Here is a 16,685-nt window from a genome sequence, read left to right as displayed (position 1 = left end):
CTCGTTCGAGCGATCACTCATGATGCGATATTTACTTCCGTTGTGGCTGCTCGCCAGCAGCCTCTTTTTTCCCCTCCTTGCCGATGAAGTCCCCGATCTGGCCGCCCGCATCCGCTATCAGGACAGGGTGACCAGCAGCGACGGCATCAGCAAGGAGAGCCAGTGGCAGGAGAAGTGGCTGCGGGTTGGCGATCAGGTGTGGAGCCAGCGGCTCATCCCGCTGCCCCTTGCCCGTGCTTACCACGCGGCTCACGATGCCACCCCGGGCCACAAGCACTTTACCCACCAGATGGCGGCGCGCTGGGTAACCCGCGACCAGCAGGGGATGCTGCAACTGCGCTACGCCGACAGCTGGCACAACCAGCTGGTGGAGGTACCGGAGGAGGAGTACGGTCAGGTGGCTTTCAAACCCGACTGGCCGCGGATCCGCCACCTCATCAATCCGGCCCTGCTGCAAGAGATGACGCCCCTTGATGAGATGGCCCCCGAACAGGCGTGCTGGTATGAAAAACGCGAGGGCAACCAGCACACCCGTATCCTCTGGTCGAGTCGCTGGCAGCTGCCGCTGGTGGTGGAGTCGGCGAGCCTCGACGGCTATCGCAGCTACCGGATGGAGGTGACCCTAAAAACGCTGCCCAAGAATTTGCCCTGGCAGCAGCTGGAGGGGTATCAGACGCTCGATCTGCGGGACTTCTTCGATTGAGATGAGGCTCCATAGCGGGCTGACTTGTCTCTGCGGGATGTTACACTCTGTGTACTCATCCCGGATCAGGTCTGCCATGCGTCTCCCCTTGCTCCTGCTGCTCTGCACCTCGCTCCTGCCTGCCTTTCACGCCCGGGCCATGGTGGTGGTCGCAGCTGAAATTCCCCCTTACGTGATCCGCTCTCATCAGGGCGCCCCGAGCGGCATGGCCATAGAGGTGCTGGAGGAGGCGGCCCGTCGCCTCAAGGAGCCGCTGACTATCGAGCTGATGCCGCTGGCTCGCGCCCTCAGCCAGACCCAGCACCGGCAGGATGTGCTGCTGGTGCCGCCGGTGAGAAGCCCCCAGCGCGAGCCGCTGTTTCTCTGGATTGCCCCCTTGCTGGACGAGGCCTTTGTGCTGGTGACTCATCGTCAGCACCATCCCCAACCGCTGACAACCGGCGAACTGCCCGGTCTCACCATCGGCGTGATGCGCAGCTCCTATGGCCAGAGCCTGCTGCTCCCGTTCAAACGGATCAAACAGGAAGAGGTGGCCGAAGAGGTCAACAACGCCAGCAAGCTGGCTCGTGGCCGCATTCAGGGCTGGGCGGTGGCCTGGAACAGCGCCCGCTACAACCAGCTGCAGGCAGGCTTGCCGCTGACGGATCTGGTGCGCGGCGAAACGCTGAAACAGGCTGCGCTCTACCTGGCGGCCAGCCCCCATTTTCCAGCCAAAGAGGCAACACGCTGGCGCGACACCATCGCCGCCATGCGCGATGACGGCAGTCTGGCCCGCATCATCAAGCAGTACGATTACCAGGCCCCCTGACAAATTTGTCAGGATAATTGCCAAAGCCGTCCAGAATGGTTATGGTAGCCCCATGAAAAGATTCACTATTTCCTCTCACAAGCTCACACCCTGCTGAGCCCCCGCCTCGCTCCTTCGGCCGCGAGTCGCTTGGGGGCATGGCACTTTCTCGATCTCTCGACACCCTTGTGATGGCCAGCCTGCGTGAGTGGGCTTGGCCCTGTAAGCTATTGATAAGGATTATCTTATGAAACAACCGCATCTCGTTATCTCCAGCCTTGACCTGGATCGGATTGAACAACTGCTCGGCAACCATCCCCAGCACCTTGCCCTGCAAGAGGAGCTGGATCGCGCCGAGATCCGCGAACCGGCCGACATGCCGCCCGATGTCGTCACCATGAACAGCAAGGTACGCTTCAAGATGCAGAGCAGCGGCAACGAGTTCTGCCTCACCCTGGTCTACCCGCGCGATGCCAAGGGTGACGAGAGCAACATCTCGGTACTGGCACCGGTGGGCAGCGCCCTGCTTGGTCTGAAAGTGGGCGACAGCATCGCCTGGCCCGGCCCGGCCGGTCGCACCATCGAGGTGGAGATCCTTGAAGTGGTCTATCAGCCGGAGCGTGCCGGCGAGCTGCACCGCTGAACCCGGTTGCGGGCAGGCCAACCCGGGAGGCCAGCCCGCCCAGCCTGATCCCGATCAAGCTTCCCCTGCTTATCGGGTCGATTTTCCCCCTATTCCCCCCCGCCCCTTGAGCCTGACTCGGGGGGCAGGTATCTTGTTGGCCGCGTCATGGTCATGACGCACCGAATTTCAGGCTGACATCATGATAAACATTGCCCTCATCGACGATCATCAGATCGTCCGTTCCGGTTTTGCCCAACTGCTCAATCTGGAGCCCGACCTGCAGGTGGTCGCCGAATTTGGCTCCGCCAGCGAGGCGCTGGCCGGCCTGCCCGGCAGTGGCGCCCGGGTCTGCGTCTGCGACATCTCGATGCCCGACCAGTCGGGGCTGGATCTGCTCAAGCAGCTCCCCTCCGGTCTGGCAGTGGTGATGCTCTCGGTACACGACAGCCCCGCCCTCATCGAGCAGGCGCTGCAAACCGGTGCCAAGGGATTTCTCTCCAAACGCTGCAGCCCGGACGAGCTGATCGCCGCAGTGCGCACTGCCGCACTCGGCGGCTGCTACCTCACCCCCGACATCGCCCAGAAGCTGGCCAGCAGCAGCCGGGATCCCCTCACCAACCGGGAGCGGGAGATTGCCCAGCTGCTGGCGCAGGGGCTGGAGGTGAAGAGCATCGCCGAGCAGCTTGGCCTCTCCCCCAAGACGGTGCATGTGCACCGCGCCAACCTGATGGACAAGCTCAAGGTCAGCAACAACGTCGAGCTGGCCCACCGCATGCTGGATAGCTGGTGATCCACCGTCTTGCCAGCTATGTCGCCATCACGCTGGCGGCCTGCTTCATCTTTGCCGCCGGCTGGTTTTGTCTGTGGAGCATCAGCCTGCATCTGGCGGGCGGCCCGGCACTGGCGGTGCTGCTGTTCCCCTTCGGCCTGCGTCTCGGCCTGCTGCTGCAAAGTCCCGGTCGCTACTGGCTGCCGCTGCTGCTCTGCGAAGGGGGGCTGCTCTACTGGATCAATCTGGAGGTCGGGCTGCCCCACTGGCAGTGGTTGCTGATCGGCAGCATGCTCACCCTGCTGCCGCTGCTGATTGCCCGCCGCCAGCCGGTGCGCAACGACTGGCAGCAACTGCTGTTGCTGCTCGCCACCGTCTCGGTGGCAGCCCTGCTGCAATCCCTGCTCTGGCATCTGGCGGGAGAAGATGGCCTCTCGGCCCTGCTGCTCACCCTCACCGGCGGGCTCACCCTCACCTCCACCTGCATGCTGATCTGGCACTACCTAACCCGCGCCACCTGGGTGCCGCTCGGCCCTGCACTGGTGGATCAGCCGGTAGACTGGCGCTTTCGCCATCTGGTCTGGTATCTGCTGTTGTTCGTGCTGAGCCTCTGGCTGCAGCTGGGGCTGCCCAACTCGCTGGTGCGCTTCACCCCGTTTTGTCTGGCCATCCCCATCATCGCCATGGCGTGGCGCTACGGCTGGCAGGGGGCGCTGCTCGCCACCCTGATGAACACCATCGCCCTGCTGGCGAGCCAGGCCTGGCACGATCATCCCCTCGATCTGCTGCTCTCCCTGCTGGCCCAGAGTCTCACTGGCCTGCTGCTGGGCGCCGGGATCCAGCGCCAGCGCGAGCTCAATCAGGCGCTGACTCGCCAACTTGCCCACAATCGCCAGCTCACCGAGCGACTGCTGGAGACCGAGGAGAGCATCCGCAAGGAGGTGGCGCGCGAGCTGCACGACGACATCGGCCAGACCATCACCGCCATTCGTACCCAGGCCGGCATAGTGCGCCGCCTCGCCCCCGACAATGCGGGAGTGGGTCAGAGCAGCGCCCTGATCGATACCCTCTCCCTTGGCATCTACGACGCGGTGCGCGGTCTGCTCGGTCGCCTGCGCCCGCGCCAGCTCGACGACATGACCCTGGAGCAGGCGGTGCGGGCACTGCTCAGAGAGCTGGAGCTGGAGCGCCACGGCATCGTCACCCGGCTGGAGTGGCAGCTGGCGGACAGCGATCTCTCCGATGCCCAGCGGGTCACCCTGTTTCGGGTCTGTCAGGAGGGGCTCAACAACGTGGTCAAGCATGCCAACGCCCACTCGGTGACAATCCGGACGCGGCACGGTGAAGAACAGCTGCAACTGGTGCTGGAGGATGATGGTCGCGGCCTGCCGCAAAGCCGCACGGCGCAGGGCTATGGTCTGCTCGGTATTCGCGAGCGGGTGCAGGCGCTGGGAGGCACCTTGCAGCTCTCCTGCGTCCACGGCACCCAGTTGACGGTCAATCTCCCCTGCCGCAAACGGGAGGAGAACCATGAGTAACCTCGTCCTTCATCAGGGAGGAGCCCCATGCTGAGCTTTATGAGAAGCGCACCGGCGCAACCGCCGATCCGCGAGCAGGCCGAGATCGACGCCACCTATCGTCACTGGCGGTTGCATCTGCTGCTCACCATGTATCTGGGCTATGCGGTTTTCTACTTCACCCGCAAGAGTTTCAACTTCGCCATGCCGGACATGCTGGCGAGCGGCATGCTGGACAAGTCAGACATCGGCATGCTCTGGACCCTGTTCTACATCACCTACGGCTGCTCCAAGTTCTTCTCCGGCATCATCAGTGACCGCGCCAACCCGCGCTATTTCATGGGGATCGGGCTGATGGCCACCGGCGTCATCAATATCCTGTTCGGCCTCTCGTCCGCACTCTGGATGTTTGCCGCCCTCTGGGTGGCCAACGCCTTCTTTCAGGGCTGGGGTTGGCCCCCCTGCTCCAAGCTGCTCACCAGCTGGTATTCGCGCAGTGAGCGGGGTGTCTGGTGGTCGGCCTGGAACACAGCCCACAATGCCGGCGGGGCGCTCATCCCCCTTATCGTCAGCACCCTGGCCCTGCAGCATGGCTGGCGCTACGGCATGATAGTGCCCGGCCTTATCGCCATTGCGGCCGGTCTGCTGCTCTGCTGGCGGCTGCGGGATACCCCGGCAGCCATGGGACTGCCGTCGGTGGGCGAGTGGCGCAAGGATACGATGGAGCTGGCCCAGCAGACTCAGGATGCCGGGCTCTCCCATCGCCAGATCCTGCGCAAATATGTGCTCGGCAACCCCTATATCTGGCTGCTGGCCTGCTGTTACGTGCTGGTCTATGTGGTGCGCACCGCCATCAACGACTGGGGCAACCTCTACATGACCGAGCAGCGCGGCTTCAATCTGATGAGCGCTAACTCGGCCATCTCCATGTTCGAGGTGGGGGGCTTTATCGGTGCCCTGGTGGCGGGCTGGGGATCGGACAAGCTGTTCAACGGCAACCGTGGCCCGATGAACCTCATCTTTGCGGTGGGGATCCTGCTGGCGGTGGGATCGCTCTGGCTGATGCCCTTCTTCAGCTACGTGATGCAGGCAGCCTGCTTCTTCACCATCGGCTTTTTCGTGTTCGGCCCCCAGATGCTGATCGGCATGGCGGCGGCGGAGTGCTCTCACAAAAACTCGGCGGGAGCGGCCACCGGCTTTGTCGGCCTGTTTGCCTACATGGGGGCGGCGCTGTCAGGCTATCCGCTGGCCAAGGTGATGGAGATCTGGCACTGGAACGGCTTCTTCGTGGTGATCTCGGTGGCGGCGGGCGTCTCGGCCCTGCTGTTGCTCCCCTTCCTCAAGGCGCAGGCACCGCGCCTCAAACCTGCCGACACTATGTGATACCGGACTGAGCGGGAGTTACGCCTCCCGACCAGCCTGACAGACCCGGTTCTTGCCCTGCCGCTTGGCGCAATAGAGCGCATGGTCGGCCTGAGTGAACAGAGGATCAAAGTGCCACTCCCCGTGCCAGTGGGAGAGCCCCATGCTGACCGTGATGGAGAGGCCGCCCATGTCACGGTTCGCGACCGCCTCCAGCAATCCCTCGCAGCGCTGCAGCGCCAGCACACCGGGCTGCGAGAAGAGCAGCACAAACTCCTCGCCACCGAAACGGCTGCACATCAGATCGGGCTGACTACCCAGATAGGCGCCGAGCTCGGCCAGTACCCGATCACCCACCTCGTGGCCATACTGGTCATTGATCTGCTTGAAATCATCGATGTCGAGTACGGCCAGCGCGCCGCCGTCACCCAACTTCTGCTGCTTCAGCTGCTCCATAAAGCCGCGCCGGTTGAGCAGGCCGGTGAGAGGGTCGTGGCTCGCCTGCTGGTGCAGCGCCAGCGCCCGGTACTGGGTACAGAGCAGCAGCACCCCAAAGGTGGAGAGATAGCTCCCCATCAGCATGGAGAGGAAGGGCAACACATTGACCCCGCTCTTATCCATCAGCATCTGCACGTTGTCCTGCCACAGGAACCAGAGCCGCATCAGGTAGAAGGCGTAGAGCAGGATGTTGACCACGGTAAAGACCATCACCGCCGGCAAATAGTCGGGGTAGCCGTGACGCCAGACCAGATAGACGATCACCGCCCCCAGCACCATGTAGCTCAGGCAGGCCAGCATCACCCGGGACTCCATCCCCCCCTTCACGATGCACCAGCTCAGGATCAGCAGATAGACCAGCATGAATAGCACACCGGCACGCCAGTTCGGGGGTTGGCCGAAAAAGCGCTGCAGCGCCAGCGGCATCAGCGCGATGCAGAGCGTGATCAGGGTGTTGGCCAGCCAGATGCCGGATGGGCTGGGGAAAAATGCCTGCAACGAGAAGAGCGTCTGGGCCACCAGCGCACAGAGTGCAGACCACCACCAGTAACCGATACCGGGGATCTCCCTGTGGGTAGACCAGATGATGGAGAGGGTGATAAAGCCAAGACTGTAGCCACCCAGCGCCATCAGCATCAGGGTAAAAACGTCCAGTTTCAGCAGCAGTGAGAGCGCCATACAAGAACCAGTTTCAGAAGGTAACTGAGTATATGAGAAGCGTTTGCCAAGACCCAGAGGGGACTGACTGTTTTCACAATAAAAACATATTGTTTACTGTCTCTGTGGCCTGCTTTCCCTGTCGGGATCGCACCACCGCAGGTACAGAAAACGTCAGAGTACAAAACAAGTCACAAGCGAACCCCATCATATGTAACAAAAGGTATTGAACACAATTTGGGCTTGAACCGGCCACGTTAGATAGATATGTTGTTTTCGTGTGATTTTATGAGTGAAGCGGTGAGCAAAAAGCGTCTCTAACCTATTGAGTATTCTGACACAATTGGTTTTTGGTACATTTTTCGCTCAATTTCGATTCATAGCATCCCATATGGGGCTTTCCCCCGACCCAAGACATTCATCCTGTCTTGCCTGTTGCCGGATGCAGCAGTCTCTTGTGCCACGGAGTCGCACGGGATCAGGTTCAAGGCCGAACACAACATCGACAGAGACGTCACCCATGATCAAAAAACTGATTCTTTCTACCCTGCTCTTCTGCGGGCTGGCGACCGCCGCCCCCGCCACTACCCCCACCTCAACCCTGGATGCCGTGCTGGAGCGCGGTGTGCTGCGGGTTGGCTTCGACGCCGGCTATCAACCTTTCGAGATGACCAACAAACAGGGCCAGTACATCGGCTTTGACGTCGATCTTGCCAAGATGGTCGCCAAGGAGATGGGCGTGAAGGTCGAGTTCGTCAACACCGCGTGGGACGGCATCATTCCCGCGCTCCTGACCAACAAGTTCGACGTCATCATGGGCGGTATGACCGTCACTCCGCAGCGCAACCTGCGGGTCAACTTTGCCGATCCCTACATCGTGGTCGGCCAAACCATAGTGGTGCGCAAGGACAAGGCTGCCGAGATCAAATCCTTCACCGACCTCAACGACCCGAAATACAAGATTGCGGTCAAGCTCGGCACCACCGGCGAGCAGGCGGTCAAGCGCCTCATCCCGAAAGCCACCCTGCTGCAGTTTGAAACCCAGGATGACGCCAAGCTGGAAGTGATCAACGGCAAGGTCGATGCCTTCGTCTACGACCTGCCCTACAACGCCATCTTCGCCTCCCAGAACAAGGGCGCCGTGGTACACCTCGACAAGCCATTCACCTTCGAGCCGCTGGCCTGGGCCATCCGCAAAGGAGATCAGGACACCCTCAACTGGTTCAACAACTACCTGCGCCAAATCAAGGGCGACGGCAGCTACGACCGCCTCTACAAGAAGTGGTTCGAATCCAACGCCTGGCTGAGTCAGCTCAAATAACCTCAAAAGGGGGCGCCTTGCCGCCCCCTCTCGCAACACCCCACACAATAACGAGAAGAGGTTGTGACTGTGCACACACCCAAACCGACAAGACAGATGGAAAAACAGCCCAACCCGCTGCTCTGGCACGGCGTCTTTTTGCTGATGCTGCTGGTGGCCGTGTTCGGCATCTACAAGGCGGTGCAATCCGTTGACTACACCTGGCGCTGGGAACGCATTCCCCAGTACATCGCCTATCAGGCCGAACAGAAGAATTACGCCGAGTTTGACGGCACCGTGGTGGCCGGCACCACTGCCGCAGAGAAAGGCAAACTGTTCCTGCAAAACGATCTCGACCCCAACCAGCGCCAGCCCATCGCGACCAGCGGTGTGCAAGTCAGCGAAGGGGATACCGTCTTTCGCGGCGATGCCCTCGATATCCAGCTGAGCTGGACCGCCGGCCCCATCGCCTGGGGCGTCTGGATGACCATCAAGCTCTCGCTGGTGGCGGGCATCTTCGCCATTTTGCTCGGCACCCTGGCCGGACTGGCCCGACTCTCCCCCAACCCGGCCCTGCGCAATCTGGCCGTCACCTATGTGGAGCTCATTCGCGGCACCCCGCTGCTGGTGCAGATCTTCATCGTATACTTCTTTATCGGCACCGTGCTGAACCTCGATCGCTTCACAGCCGGGGTCGCGGCACTGGCCGTCTTTACCGGTGCCTATGTGGCGGAGATCGTCCGCGCCGGCATCAGCTCCATCCACAAGGGGCAGATGGAAGCGGGTCGCAGTCTGGGTCTCACCTCGGCCCAGACCATGCGCTACGTCATCCTGCCGCAGGCGTTCAAGCGGGTACTGCCGCCACTGGCGGGGCAGTTCATCAACCTGATCAAGGACTCTTCGCTGGTGTCGGTCATCTCCATCACCGATCTGACCAAGGCGGGGCGCGAGGTGGTGAGCTCTACCTTCAGCCCGTTCGAGGTGTGGTTCACCGTGGCGCTGCTCTATCTGGTGCTGACCGGTACTCTCTCCTTTCTGGTGCGCCGTCTCGAGGTGAAATATGCGAAAAGCAACTGATCCCATCATCAAGGTGCAACAGGCGTCGAGAAGTGCAGCCATCAACGGCACCCCCTTCGCCTTCCCGGTTCGTTTTCTGGAGGCGAAATATGCGTACAGCAACTGATCCGATTATCAAGGCGACCGGTGTAGAGAAGTTCTACGGCAGCGAAGTGCATGCACTGAAAAACGTCAGCACCGAGGTCGCCGAAGGGGAAGTGGTCGTGATCGTCGGCCCCAGCGGCTCCGGCAAGTCCACCTTTCTGCGCACCCTCAACCAGCTGGAGACCATCAACGATGGCGATATCGTGGTGGACGGCATCTGCCTCACCCAGCCGGGCGATGTCAACAAGCTGCGGGAAGAGGTGGGCATGGTGTTCCAGTCCTTCAACCTCTTTCCCCACCTGACGGTGCTGGAGAACATCTGCCTCGCCCCGCAAAAAGTGCGCAAACTGCCCCGCAAGGAGGCCGAAGATCGCGCCAAGGCCCTGTTGCTGAAAGTGGGGCTCTCGGCCAAGGCGGGCAGCTACCCCTCCCAGCTCTCCGGTGGTCAACAGCAGCGGGTGGCCATCGCCCGGGCGCTCGCCATGCAGCCGCGCATCATGCTGTTTGACGAGCCCACCAGCGCGCTCGATCCCGAGATGGTGGGGGAAGTGCTGGATGTCATGAAGGGTCTAGCCCGCGAAGGGATGACCATGGTGGTGGTGACCCACGAGATGGGCTTTGCCCGGGAAGTGGCGGATCGGGTGCTCTTTATGGAGAGCGGCGAGCTGCTGGTGGATGAGAAGCCAACGGAGTTTTTCGACAATCCCCCCTCCCCGCGCCTGCGCCAGTTCCTGAGTCAGGTGCTGTAAACGCAGACCCACAGCCAGTTAAAATGGCCAGTAAAAAAGTGAGAGGAACCATGGTTCCTCTCACTTTTTCTTTGCGGATCGGATGACACCACACCCACTCGCTGCTGAAGCCGCTCCCGCGGTTAGCGGTTCAGCGCGGGGACTTTCCCAGATAGCGCTCGACGATGGGCTTGATCCCGTCGCGCTTTTTGAGCTGATAGAGCCCCTTGTCAAACTGCTCGATAAAGCTCTCCTTGTAGGGAAAATCCCCCTTGCGACTGTAACCGAGAAAACCCTGCTCCCGACTGAGCACGGGCCCCTGTTTGAGCAACGAGATATCGGTCACCGCCAGCTGATCCCCCTTGATCATGGCGAGCAGTTCATAGAGCAGAGAGAGGCGATCGTTGATGGTGCAATCCACCCGCCCCCGCACAATCTTGAGCAGGTTCTCCCGGTTGCTCTTCACCTCCTCCACATCGATTTTCTTCTCCTTCACCGCCTGCCAGAAGGCATCGCCACCGACGGCAAAACCGGCATTCATGCCAAAACGCAACCCTTGATAGTCGAGCGGAAACCTTGCCTGCGGGGTATTGGCAGCCACACTGGCGCCGCACATCACTACCAGCTCTTCATCAAGCAGCGGCTGGGAGTAGGGCCAGATATAGGGGCGAGTATCCGGCATATAGTAGGGTGGAAAAATAGCAAATGCGCTGCCCTGCTCCACCATGCTCAGACCGCGGCGCCATGGCATCGGTTTGAGCACCACCTCATAGTCGGGCATGGCGGAGGTTACCTCACGGATGATATCGGCATAGATCCCCCGCACCTCTTTGCCCTCCTGCCAGGAGTAGGGGGGATAGCTGGCATCCGCCACTATCTCCACTCGGGTTTTAGCCTGTGCCAGCAGGCAGAATCCCAGCAACAGATAAACACAGATACGCATCGCCCAATCCTCTGACGCTCAATCTGCATCAAGCATAGTCAGCGGTCACCATCCACCGGATTGAATTGCGGCCTCACTGCAAACTCGCCAGAGCCATCGGGCAAGAGGCTCGAAAATGTTAATGAAATATTGCTTTCATCCTTTATGCTGGAGAGCAATTGCTCTGAATGGATACCTGCTCATGGATGTGCAACTGATCCTGCTCTACCTATCCCCGATTTTTCTGGCTTTTATCGGCTGGGAGATGGCCTATCTGCGCAAACATAGCGCAGCTTTTCCAACCGCCACCTACCAGTGGAAAGATCTGCTGGCCAACGCCACGCTGGCCCTGATGCATCAGGGGGGCGATGCATTGGCAGCCATCGCCATCGCTTATCTGTATGACACCCTCTGGGGCTGGCGACTGTTCGATATCGAGCTGAACTTCTGGAGCGTATTGCTGCTCTTCCTGCTGCAGGATCTCTGTTACTGGCTGTTCCACTTCACCAGCCACCATGTGCGCTGGCTGTGGGCCTCCCACGTGGTACACCACAGCTCGGAGCGGCTCAACCTCTCCACCGCCTTTCGCCAAAGCCTGATGTATCCGGTCTCCGGCATGTGGCTGTTCTGGATCCCGATGATTGTCATCGGCTTCCCGCCCGAAGCGGTAGTGGCCACCGTGCTGCTCAGCCTGGGTTTTCAGTTTTTCGTCCACACCCAGGTGGTGGGCAAACTCGGCTGGCTGGAGTGGATCTTCAACACCCCCTCCCACCACAGGGTGCACCACGCCAGCAACGCCAAATACATAGATCGCAACTTTGCTGGTGTGCTGATTATCTGGGATCGGCTGTTTGGTACCTTCGTGGAAGAAGACCCGGCCGAGCCATGTCGCTTTGGCATCACCAAGCCGATCCACAGCTTCAACCCCCTCACTCTCACCTTCCATGAGTGGCGCGACATGCTGCGTGACGCCCGTGGCCTGCCGTGGCGACAAAAACTCGCCGTGCTGTTTGGCAAACCGGCCGGGCCTGCCAGCCGCTGAACCTTCGCCCCGAATAGCAAGTCCCTAATAACCAATCCCTGATAACAAAAAGAGCGCCCTGTGGCGCTCTCTTTTATGGTCAGTCACCTCTTCGGTGTCAGAGATGGGCGAACGACCAGACTGCGGGGATCAGGCTCAGCAAGGTCACGCCGGCCAACAGCCGCTCGCGGCCACTCAGGCAAAGATCTGTGCCCAGCTGACGACGGCTGTAGAGAAACAGCAACAGACCCGGCCCGTAGAGCAGCAAGGAGAGCAGCAAATACTCCACCCCGGCGGCATAGAGCAGCCAGAAACCGTAACCGCTCGCCACCAGTGCCACCGCCAGCATTAACCTCCTGCCTTGCATGCTCTCACCCTTCCTGCTGAACGAGAGCTTGAGCAAGAACAACCCGATCAGCAGGTAGGGCACCAGGATCATCGAGGTGGAGATAAGCAGCAGACTGGTGTAGCCCTTGCCGAGCAGCCACACCAGCAGCAGGCATGTCTGCACCGTCAGGCTGGTGAGCCAGAGCGATGCAATGGGAGTGCCGTTGCGGTTCTGGCGCCGGAAGATGGCAGGAAACGCGCCGTGGCGGGCCGCGCTGAACGGCACCTCGGCCGAGAACAGCGTCCAGCTCACATAGGAGGCGAGCACCGAGACGATAAGACCGACACTGATGAGCAGCTTGCCCCAGGAGCCGGTCATCTGGGCCATCAACCCAGCCATGGAGGGGTTGGGCAGGGCCGCAAGCTCCGGGCGGCTCAATATTCCCAGCGCCAGCACCGAGATGAGCACATAGAGCAGCAGCGCCAGTACCACGCCGAGCACGGTGGCCGTCCCCACATCCCGCCGGTTTCTGGCGCGGGCCGACAACACCGCCGCCCCCTCGATGCCGGTAAAGACCCAGAGGGTAATCAACATGGTGTTGCGCACCTGCTCGGAGACCGGCACCGCCAGAGTGCTGCCCTGCTGATCCGCCGCGAAGGTGACCGGGTCGAACCAGTAGCAGGCGAACAGGATAAACAGCAGCAGCGGCAGGCTCTTGGCCAGAGTCGCCACCAGATTGAACAGCGCCGCCTGCTGCACGCCACGGGCCACCAGCAGGTGTACAGCCCAGAGGATGCAGGACTCGCCGACAAACGCCGCCAGAGTATTGCCACCACCAAACCAGATCTGCTCGGGGGTATCGATAAAACTACCCAGCGCCGCAAAGGCGATGACCAGATAACCCACCACACCGATGGTGGCACAGAGCCAATAACCCCAGGCGGAGAAGAAGCCCACCAGATCGCCGAAACCGGCGCGGGCATAGCTGTAGATGCCGCCGTCAAGATCCGGCCTTAACCGCGACAGGTAAAGGAAGCTCATGGCAAGCGCCAGGATGCCCACACCCGTCACGCCCCAGCCGATCAGCACGGCGCGGGCGCCTGCCACCTCGGCCATATTCTGCGGCAGGCTGAAGATCCCCGCCCCCACCATGGAGCTGAACACCAGCGCGGTGAGAGACCAGAGCCCAATCTTGTTCTCTTTCATGGGGACTCCTTAGCGCAACCGGCTGCTCAGCGCCTGAATATGCTCGGGGCCGATACCACAGCAACCGCCGATCAAATTCGCTCCGGCCGCGCGCCAGCGCTCGGCCCAGCCGAGATAATCCAGCGGCCCCAGATCTTCGCGGATCTCGTCCAGCCCGTCGTTGGCGGTGGCCTCTTTGGGCTGCGGCGGGAAGGCGTTGGCATAGGCACCGAGGCGAATGTCGATGCGACCCAGCGCCTGCAATCGGGTGCGGGCAACCTTGAGCGCCCCTTCGATCACCTCGGGCTGACAGCAGTTGAACAGGATGGCGTCCACTCCGGCCGCCACCAGCGCGCTAACCGCATCAGCCACCCGCTCGCCGGAGCGCAGTCGCGGCTCGTTGCCCGGCGCCTCATCTTCCAGCGTGAAGGAGACCCAGAACGGCTTGCCGTCATCAGGCAGCAGCGCTTTGAGGGCCAGTGGCTCGGCAATCAGGCTCATGGTCTCGGCCAGCCAGATATCCACATAAGGGGATAGCGCCCGGATCAGCGGGATAGCCAGCTCGCTCACCTTGTCCGCCTTGAACAGATCGGCACGGTAAGAGCCAAACAGCGGTGGTAGGGAACCCGCCACCTGCACGCTGCCCTTCTGCTCGTCAGCCACCTCGCGGGCCAGTTGCCCAGCCAGCGCTGCCAGCCCCTCCCCATCGGCAAAGAAACGTTCATCGCCGATATGAAATGGCACCAATGCATAGCTGTTGGTGGTGATGACCCGGGCACCGCTCGCCACATAGGTCTGATGCACCTCGCGCACCGTCTCGGGGGCCTCCATCAGGGCCAGCGCCGACCACTCCGGCTGGCGAAACGGCGCTCCTCGCCGTGCCAGCTCGCGCCCCATGCCCCCATCCAGCACCCACAATTCCCTGGTTTCCATCTGTCGTGTCTCTTTGTTATTTGCGTATGTGTCTTGCTGATCTGCGGTTTCATGTTGAATCGCAACAGATCGTCCGGCTTCATCCGGGTGAAGTACCCGACGATATGGCCATAAAAACATATAGATGTTTAGATGGCCAAATCAAGATAAAACAAAGTGCCACTAACGGCAATCCGTCGCAGCAGAAATCAGCATGCACACGGCGAGACAAACGCAGAAATGCAAAAGGCCACCCGAAGGTGGCCTTTGTGGCGATATGGTGAGCTGGCCGCTTAATGTCCGGCCAGTACCCGCTTGATCTGTTTCACCCAGTCGGATACCCGACCATCCTGCGGCAAGCGGCGCCAGATCTGCTCCCACTGGGCAGGGCTGAGCGGGCGGCCCAGACGACGTTGCACACCGGCATAGAGGTAGTCGTGCGCCGTGGTGGTGGCATGGGTCGAGGTGAGGAACTTGTAAACCGGATCGGTCAGCCGCACATCTCGCATACCGAGCAGCGGATAGTCATTCTTCACCGCCGCCAGCATGGTTTCACGCATGGCCGACTCGATGTAGCCACGGGCAAACAGGGCGGTCACCGACTCCAGCGATCCCTGCTCCGGCCCGTGATACTCCTCGTCAAACACCGGGCTGGGCTCAGCCACAGCGCTCTGCACCACCGCATCGGGGTCCGGCTGCGGCACAACCACGGCGGGCTTTGGCGCCACCGGTTTGGCAGTAACGGTCGCCTTGCGCGGTGCACTCTGGCTACAGGCGCCGAGTGCCAGAGCGAGCACCACACAGGCGATCGCACGGGAATGAGACTGCATTTTCATGACTCCTGAAAGCTCCTTTTACGCATCCTGAGCAAGCTTGTCGGTAACGACAGCGGGTTCAATCCGGGTGACCAGCAGCTGATCGATCTTGTAGCTGTCGATATCCACCACTTCGAACTTGTAACCCGCATATTTGACCGAATCGGTCCGTTTGGGGATCTTGCGCAGCATGTACATGATAAAGCCGGCGATGGTCTCGTAGTTCTGATCGTCAGGGAACTCTTCAATATCGAAGGCACGCATCACGTCGGAGATAGGGGTGACCCCGTCCACCAGCCAGGAGCTCTCGTCCCGCTGCACAATCTGCTCTTCCACCACGTGGGTAGCCCACTCGCCCATGACGGTACTCATCAGGTCGTTCATGGTGACGATACCCACCACCAGCGCGTACTCGTTCATCACCACGGCAAAGTCGCCTCTGTGGTTCTTGAAGTACTCCATCGCCTCGTAGAGGTTGAGGGTATCGGGAATGATGATGACGTTCTGCACCAGCGAGCCGCTGTTGAGATCGATGCTCTGGCCACCGATGACGCGGATCAGCAGCTCTTTGGCATCGACAAAGCCCTTGATGCTGTCGAGGTTGTGGTCACAGACCAGAAACTTGTTGTGCGGGTGCTCGGCGATCTTGGCCTTGATGCTCTCTTCATCCTCTTGCAGGGTGAAGTAGATGAGGCTCTCGCGCGCGGTCATGGCGGAGGTCACGCCAAGGGACTGCAGCTCGAACACGTTCTCGATGAGCTGATGCTCCTCGCGCTGGATGACCCCCGCTTCGGCACCGGCATCCATCACTGCATAGATATCATCCGAGGTGATCTCGTCGTTGCGCACGGTGGAGACCCGCATCAGACGGAACAGGGCGTTGGCCAGTCCGTTGAAGATCCACACCAGCGGCATCAGCACGGTGACAAAGAAGAGCATGGGACGCACCACCACCACGGCGATCTGCTCGGGCATGATCATGGCCAGGCGCTTGGGCATCAGGTCGGCGATGAGGATAAACATACCGGTGACGAACACGAAGGACGCACCGGAGCTGATCTCGCCAAGCCAGGGGCCCTGATAGAACTCGGAGACGATCCCCTTGATGGCGGGGTTGAGGGCAGACTCACCCAGGATACCGCCCAGAATGGCAACGGTATTGAGGCCAATCTGCACCACGGTAAAGAAATTGCCCGGCTGGGCCTGCAGTGCCAGCACCTTTTCGGCCTGACGATTGCCTTCATCAGCCATCACCTGCAATTTGATTTTGCGGGAGGCCGCGAGGGAGATCTCGGAGAGGGAGAAGAACACACTGCCGCCAACCAGCAGCATCAGAAAGAACAAACTATCGGCAAAACTCATGATTAACCTAATTGCTACGCCCGCCTTAGCACA

General features: G+C 60.9%; 17 protein-coding genes. 11 read left to right on the top strand and 6 right to left on the bottom strand.

Going from position 1 to position 16,685, the window contains the following annotated elements; all coding sequences use genetic code 11:
- The first annotated feature begins 19 nt into the window (after window positions 1-19).
- The 6 genes from I6L40_RS10275 (at window position 20) to I6L40_RS10250 (ending at window position 5,784) form a co-directional block, all read left to right on the top strand.
- Window positions 20-703 (top strand): hypothetical protein, encoded by a 684-nt coding sequence (locus I6L40_RS10275; protein ID WP_216995382.1) that lies wholly within the window; start codon window positions 20-22, stop codon window positions 701-703.
- 76 nt (window positions 704-779) lie between these two features.
- Window positions 780-1,511 (top strand): ABC transporter substrate-binding protein, encoded by a 732-nt coding sequence (locus I6L40_RS10270; protein ID WP_216995381.1) that lies wholly within the window; start codon window positions 780-782, stop codon window positions 1,509-1,511.
- Window positions 1,512-1,737: 226 nt separating this feature from the next.
- Window positions 1,738-2,133 carry a nucleoside diphosphate kinase regulator gene (gene rnk, locus I6L40_RS10265; protein ID WP_005334070.1) on the top strand — a complete coding sequence of 132 codons (396 nt, stop codon included), beginning with the start codon at window positions 1,738-1,740 and terminating at the stop codon, window positions 2,131-2,133.
- Window positions 2,134-2,314: 181 nt separating this feature from the next.
- Window positions 2,315-2,905 carry a transcriptional regulator UhpA gene (gene uhpA / locus I6L40_RS10260; protein WP_033114395.1) on the top strand — a complete coding sequence of 197 codons (591 nt, stop codon included), beginning with the start codon at window positions 2,315-2,317 and terminating at the stop codon, window positions 2,903-2,905.
- Window positions 2,902-4,422: a signal transduction histidine-protein kinase/phosphatase UhpB gene (gene uhpB, locus I6L40_RS10255; protein WP_216995380.1), complete on the top strand. Its 1,521-nt coding sequence runs from the start codon at window positions 2,902-2,904 to the stop codon at window positions 4,420-4,422. The genes uhpA and uhpB overlap by 4 nt, the downstream gene beginning before the upstream one ends.
- Window positions 4,423-4,449: 27 nt before the next feature.
- Window positions 4,450-5,784 (top strand): MFS transporter, encoded by a 1,335-nt coding sequence (locus I6L40_RS10250; protein WP_216995379.1) that lies wholly within the window; start codon window positions 4,450-4,452, stop codon window positions 5,782-5,784.
- Window positions 5,785-5,802: 18 nt separating this feature from the next.
- On the opposite strand, the gene I6L40_RS10245 is transcribed toward I6L40_RS10250, so the two are convergent.
- Window positions 5,803-6,939: a GGDEF domain-containing protein gene (locus I6L40_RS10245; RefSeq protein ID WP_216995378.1), complete on the bottom strand. Its 1,137-nt coding sequence runs from the start codon at window positions 6,937-6,939 to the stop codon at window positions 5,803-5,805.
- 499 nt (window positions 6,940-7,438) lie between these two features.
- Here I6L40_RS10245 and I6L40_RS10240 point away from each other — a divergent pair, with 499 nt between their 5' ends.
- From I6L40_RS10240 to I6L40_RS10230, 4 genes are all read left to right on the top strand, one after another.
- Window positions 7,439-8,239: a transporter substrate-binding domain-containing protein gene (locus I6L40_RS10240; RefSeq protein WP_041209881.1), complete on the top strand. Its 801-nt coding sequence runs from the start codon at window positions 7,439-7,441 to the stop codon at window positions 8,237-8,239.
- A 96-nt stretch (window positions 8,240-8,335) separates the two neighbouring features.
- Complete coding sequence (locus tag I6L40_RS10235; protein WP_033114390.1) at window positions 8,336-9,295, top strand: amino acid ABC transporter permease; 960 nt, start codon at window positions 8,336-8,338, stop codon at window positions 9,293-9,295.
- Window positions 9,279-9,401 (top strand): hypothetical protein, encoded by a 123-nt coding sequence (locus I6L40_RS21115; RefSeq protein ID WP_255933075.1) that lies wholly within the window; start codon window positions 9,279-9,281, stop codon window positions 9,399-9,401. Before I6L40_RS10235 ends, I6L40_RS21115 begins: the two co-directional genes overlap by 17 nt.
- Window positions 9,385-10,128, top strand: a complete 744-nt coding sequence (locus tag I6L40_RS10230) for an amino acid ABC transporter ATP-binding protein (protein WP_071911625.1) — start codon at window positions 9,385-9,387, stop codon at window positions 10,126-10,128. Before I6L40_RS21115 ends, I6L40_RS10230 begins: the two co-directional genes overlap by 17 nt.
- Window positions 10,129-10,258: 130 nt before the next feature.
- Here I6L40_RS10230 and I6L40_RS10225 read toward each other — a convergent pair whose 3' ends face one another.
- Window positions 10,259-11,050 carry an ABC transporter substrate-binding protein gene (locus I6L40_RS10225; protein WP_071911627.1) on the bottom strand — a complete coding sequence of 264 codons (792 nt, stop codon included), beginning with the start codon at window positions 11,048-11,050 and terminating at the stop codon, window positions 10,259-10,261.
- 181 nt (window positions 11,051-11,231) lie between these two features.
- Here I6L40_RS10225 and I6L40_RS10220 point away from each other — a divergent pair, with 181 nt between their 5' ends.
- Window positions 11,232-12,071, top strand: a complete 840-nt coding sequence (locus tag I6L40_RS10220; protein ID WP_071911629.1) for a sterol desaturase family protein — start codon at window positions 11,232-11,234, stop codon at window positions 12,069-12,071.
- Between the two features lie 97 nt (window positions 12,072-12,168).
- On the opposite strand, the gene I6L40_RS10215 is transcribed toward I6L40_RS10220, so the two are convergent.
- The 4 genes from I6L40_RS10215 to I6L40_RS10200 all read right to left on the bottom strand — a co-directional run bounded on the left by I6L40_RS10215 (window position 12,169) and on the right by I6L40_RS10200 (window position 16,652).
- Window positions 12,169-13,584 (bottom strand): basic amino acid/polyamine antiporter, encoded by a 1,416-nt coding sequence (locus tag I6L40_RS10215; RefSeq protein ID WP_071911632.1) that lies wholly within the window; start codon window positions 13,582-13,584, stop codon window positions 12,169-12,171.
- Between the two features lie 9 nt (window positions 13,585-13,593).
- Window positions 13,594-14,496, bottom strand: a complete 903-nt coding sequence (locus I6L40_RS10210) for a homocysteine S-methyltransferase family protein (protein WP_071911634.1) — start codon at window positions 14,494-14,496, stop codon at window positions 13,594-13,596.
- Window positions 14,497-14,768: 272 nt separating this feature from the next.
- Window positions 14,769-15,311: a hypothetical protein gene (locus I6L40_RS10205; protein WP_071911637.1), complete on the bottom strand. Its 543-nt coding sequence runs from the start codon at window positions 15,309-15,311 to the stop codon at window positions 14,769-14,771.
- A gap of 18 nt (window positions 15,312-15,329) precedes the next feature.
- A complete protein-coding gene (locus tag I6L40_RS10200) occupies window positions 15,330-16,652 on the bottom strand; it encodes a hemolysin family protein (protein ID WP_041209873.1) in 1,323 nt (440 codons plus the stop codon).
- Window positions 16,653-16,685: the final 33 nt, after the last annotated feature.

Origin of the sequence: Aeromonas sp. FDAARGOS 1410 (assembly GCF_019048745.1) — a bacterium.
GTDB classification, from domain to species: domain Bacteria; phylum Pseudomonadota; class Gammaproteobacteria; order Enterobacterales; family Aeromonadaceae; genus Aeromonas; species Aeromonas jandaei.
The sequence above is the reverse complement of the archived record's forward strand: the minus strand, read 5'-3'. Positions and strand labels throughout refer to the sequence as shown.

Excerpts from the sequence above, each read along its gene's own strand:
- I6L40_RS10275 (WP_216995382.1), top strand. The coding sequence starts at position 20 with ATGATGCGATATTTACTTCCGTTGTGGCTGCTCGCCAGCAGCCTCTTT.
- I6L40_RS10210 (WP_071911634.1), bottom strand. The coding sequence starts at position 14,496 with ATGGAAACCAGGGAATTGTGGGTGCTGGATGGGGGCATGGGGCGCGAG.
- I6L40_RS10200 (WP_041209873.1), bottom strand. The coding sequence starts at position 16,652 with ATGAGTTTTGCCGATAGTTTGTTCTTTCTGATGCTGCTGGTTGGCGGC.
- uhpA (WP_033114395.1), top strand. The coding sequence starts at position 2,315 with ATGATAAACATTGCCCTCATCGACGATCATCAGATCGTCCGTTCCGGT.
- I6L40_RS10270 (WP_216995381.1), top strand. The coding sequence starts at position 780 with ATGCGTCTCCCCTTGCTCCTGCTGCTCTGCACCTCGCTCCTGCCTGCC.
- I6L40_RS10250 (WP_216995379.1), top strand. The coding sequence starts at position 4,450 with ATGCTGAGCTTTATGAGAAGCGCACCGGCGCAACCGCCGATCCGCGAG.
- I6L40_RS10205 (WP_071911637.1), bottom strand. The coding sequence starts at position 15,311 with ATGAAAATGCAGTCTCATTCCCGTGCGATCGCCTGTGTGGTGCTCGCT.
- I6L40_RS10240 (WP_041209881.1), top strand. The coding sequence starts at position 7,439 with ATGATCAAAAAACTGATTCTTTCTACCCTGCTCTTCTGCGGGCTGGCG.
- I6L40_RS10220 (WP_071911629.1), top strand. The coding sequence starts at position 11,232 with ATGGATGTGCAACTGATCCTGCTCTACCTATCCCCGATTTTTCTGGCT.
- I6L40_RS10225 (WP_071911627.1), bottom strand. The coding sequence starts at position 11,050 with ATGCGTATCTGTGTTTATCTGTTGCTGGGATTCTGCCTGCTGGCACAG.
- rnk (WP_005334070.1), top strand. The coding sequence starts at position 1,738 with ATGAAACAACCGCATCTCGTTATCTCCAGCCTTGACCTGGATCGGATT.
- I6L40_RS10230 (WP_071911625.1), top strand. The coding sequence starts at position 9,385 with ATGCGTACAGCAACTGATCCGATTATCAAGGCGACCGGTGTAGAGAAG.
- I6L40_RS10215 (WP_071911632.1), bottom strand. The coding sequence starts at position 13,584 with ATGAAAGAGAACAAGATTGGGCTCTGGTCTCTCACCGCGCTGGTGTTC.
- I6L40_RS21115 (WP_255933075.1), top strand. The coding sequence starts at position 9,279 with ATGCGAAAAGCAACTGATCCCATCATCAAGGTGCAACAGGCGTCGAGA.
- I6L40_RS10245 (WP_216995378.1), bottom strand. The coding sequence starts at position 6,939 with ATGGCGCTCTCACTGCTGCTGAAACTGGACGTTTTTACCCTGATGCTG.
- I6L40_RS10235 (WP_033114390.1), top strand. The coding sequence starts at position 8,336 with ATGGAAAAACAGCCCAACCCGCTGCTCTGGCACGGCGTCTTTTTGCTG.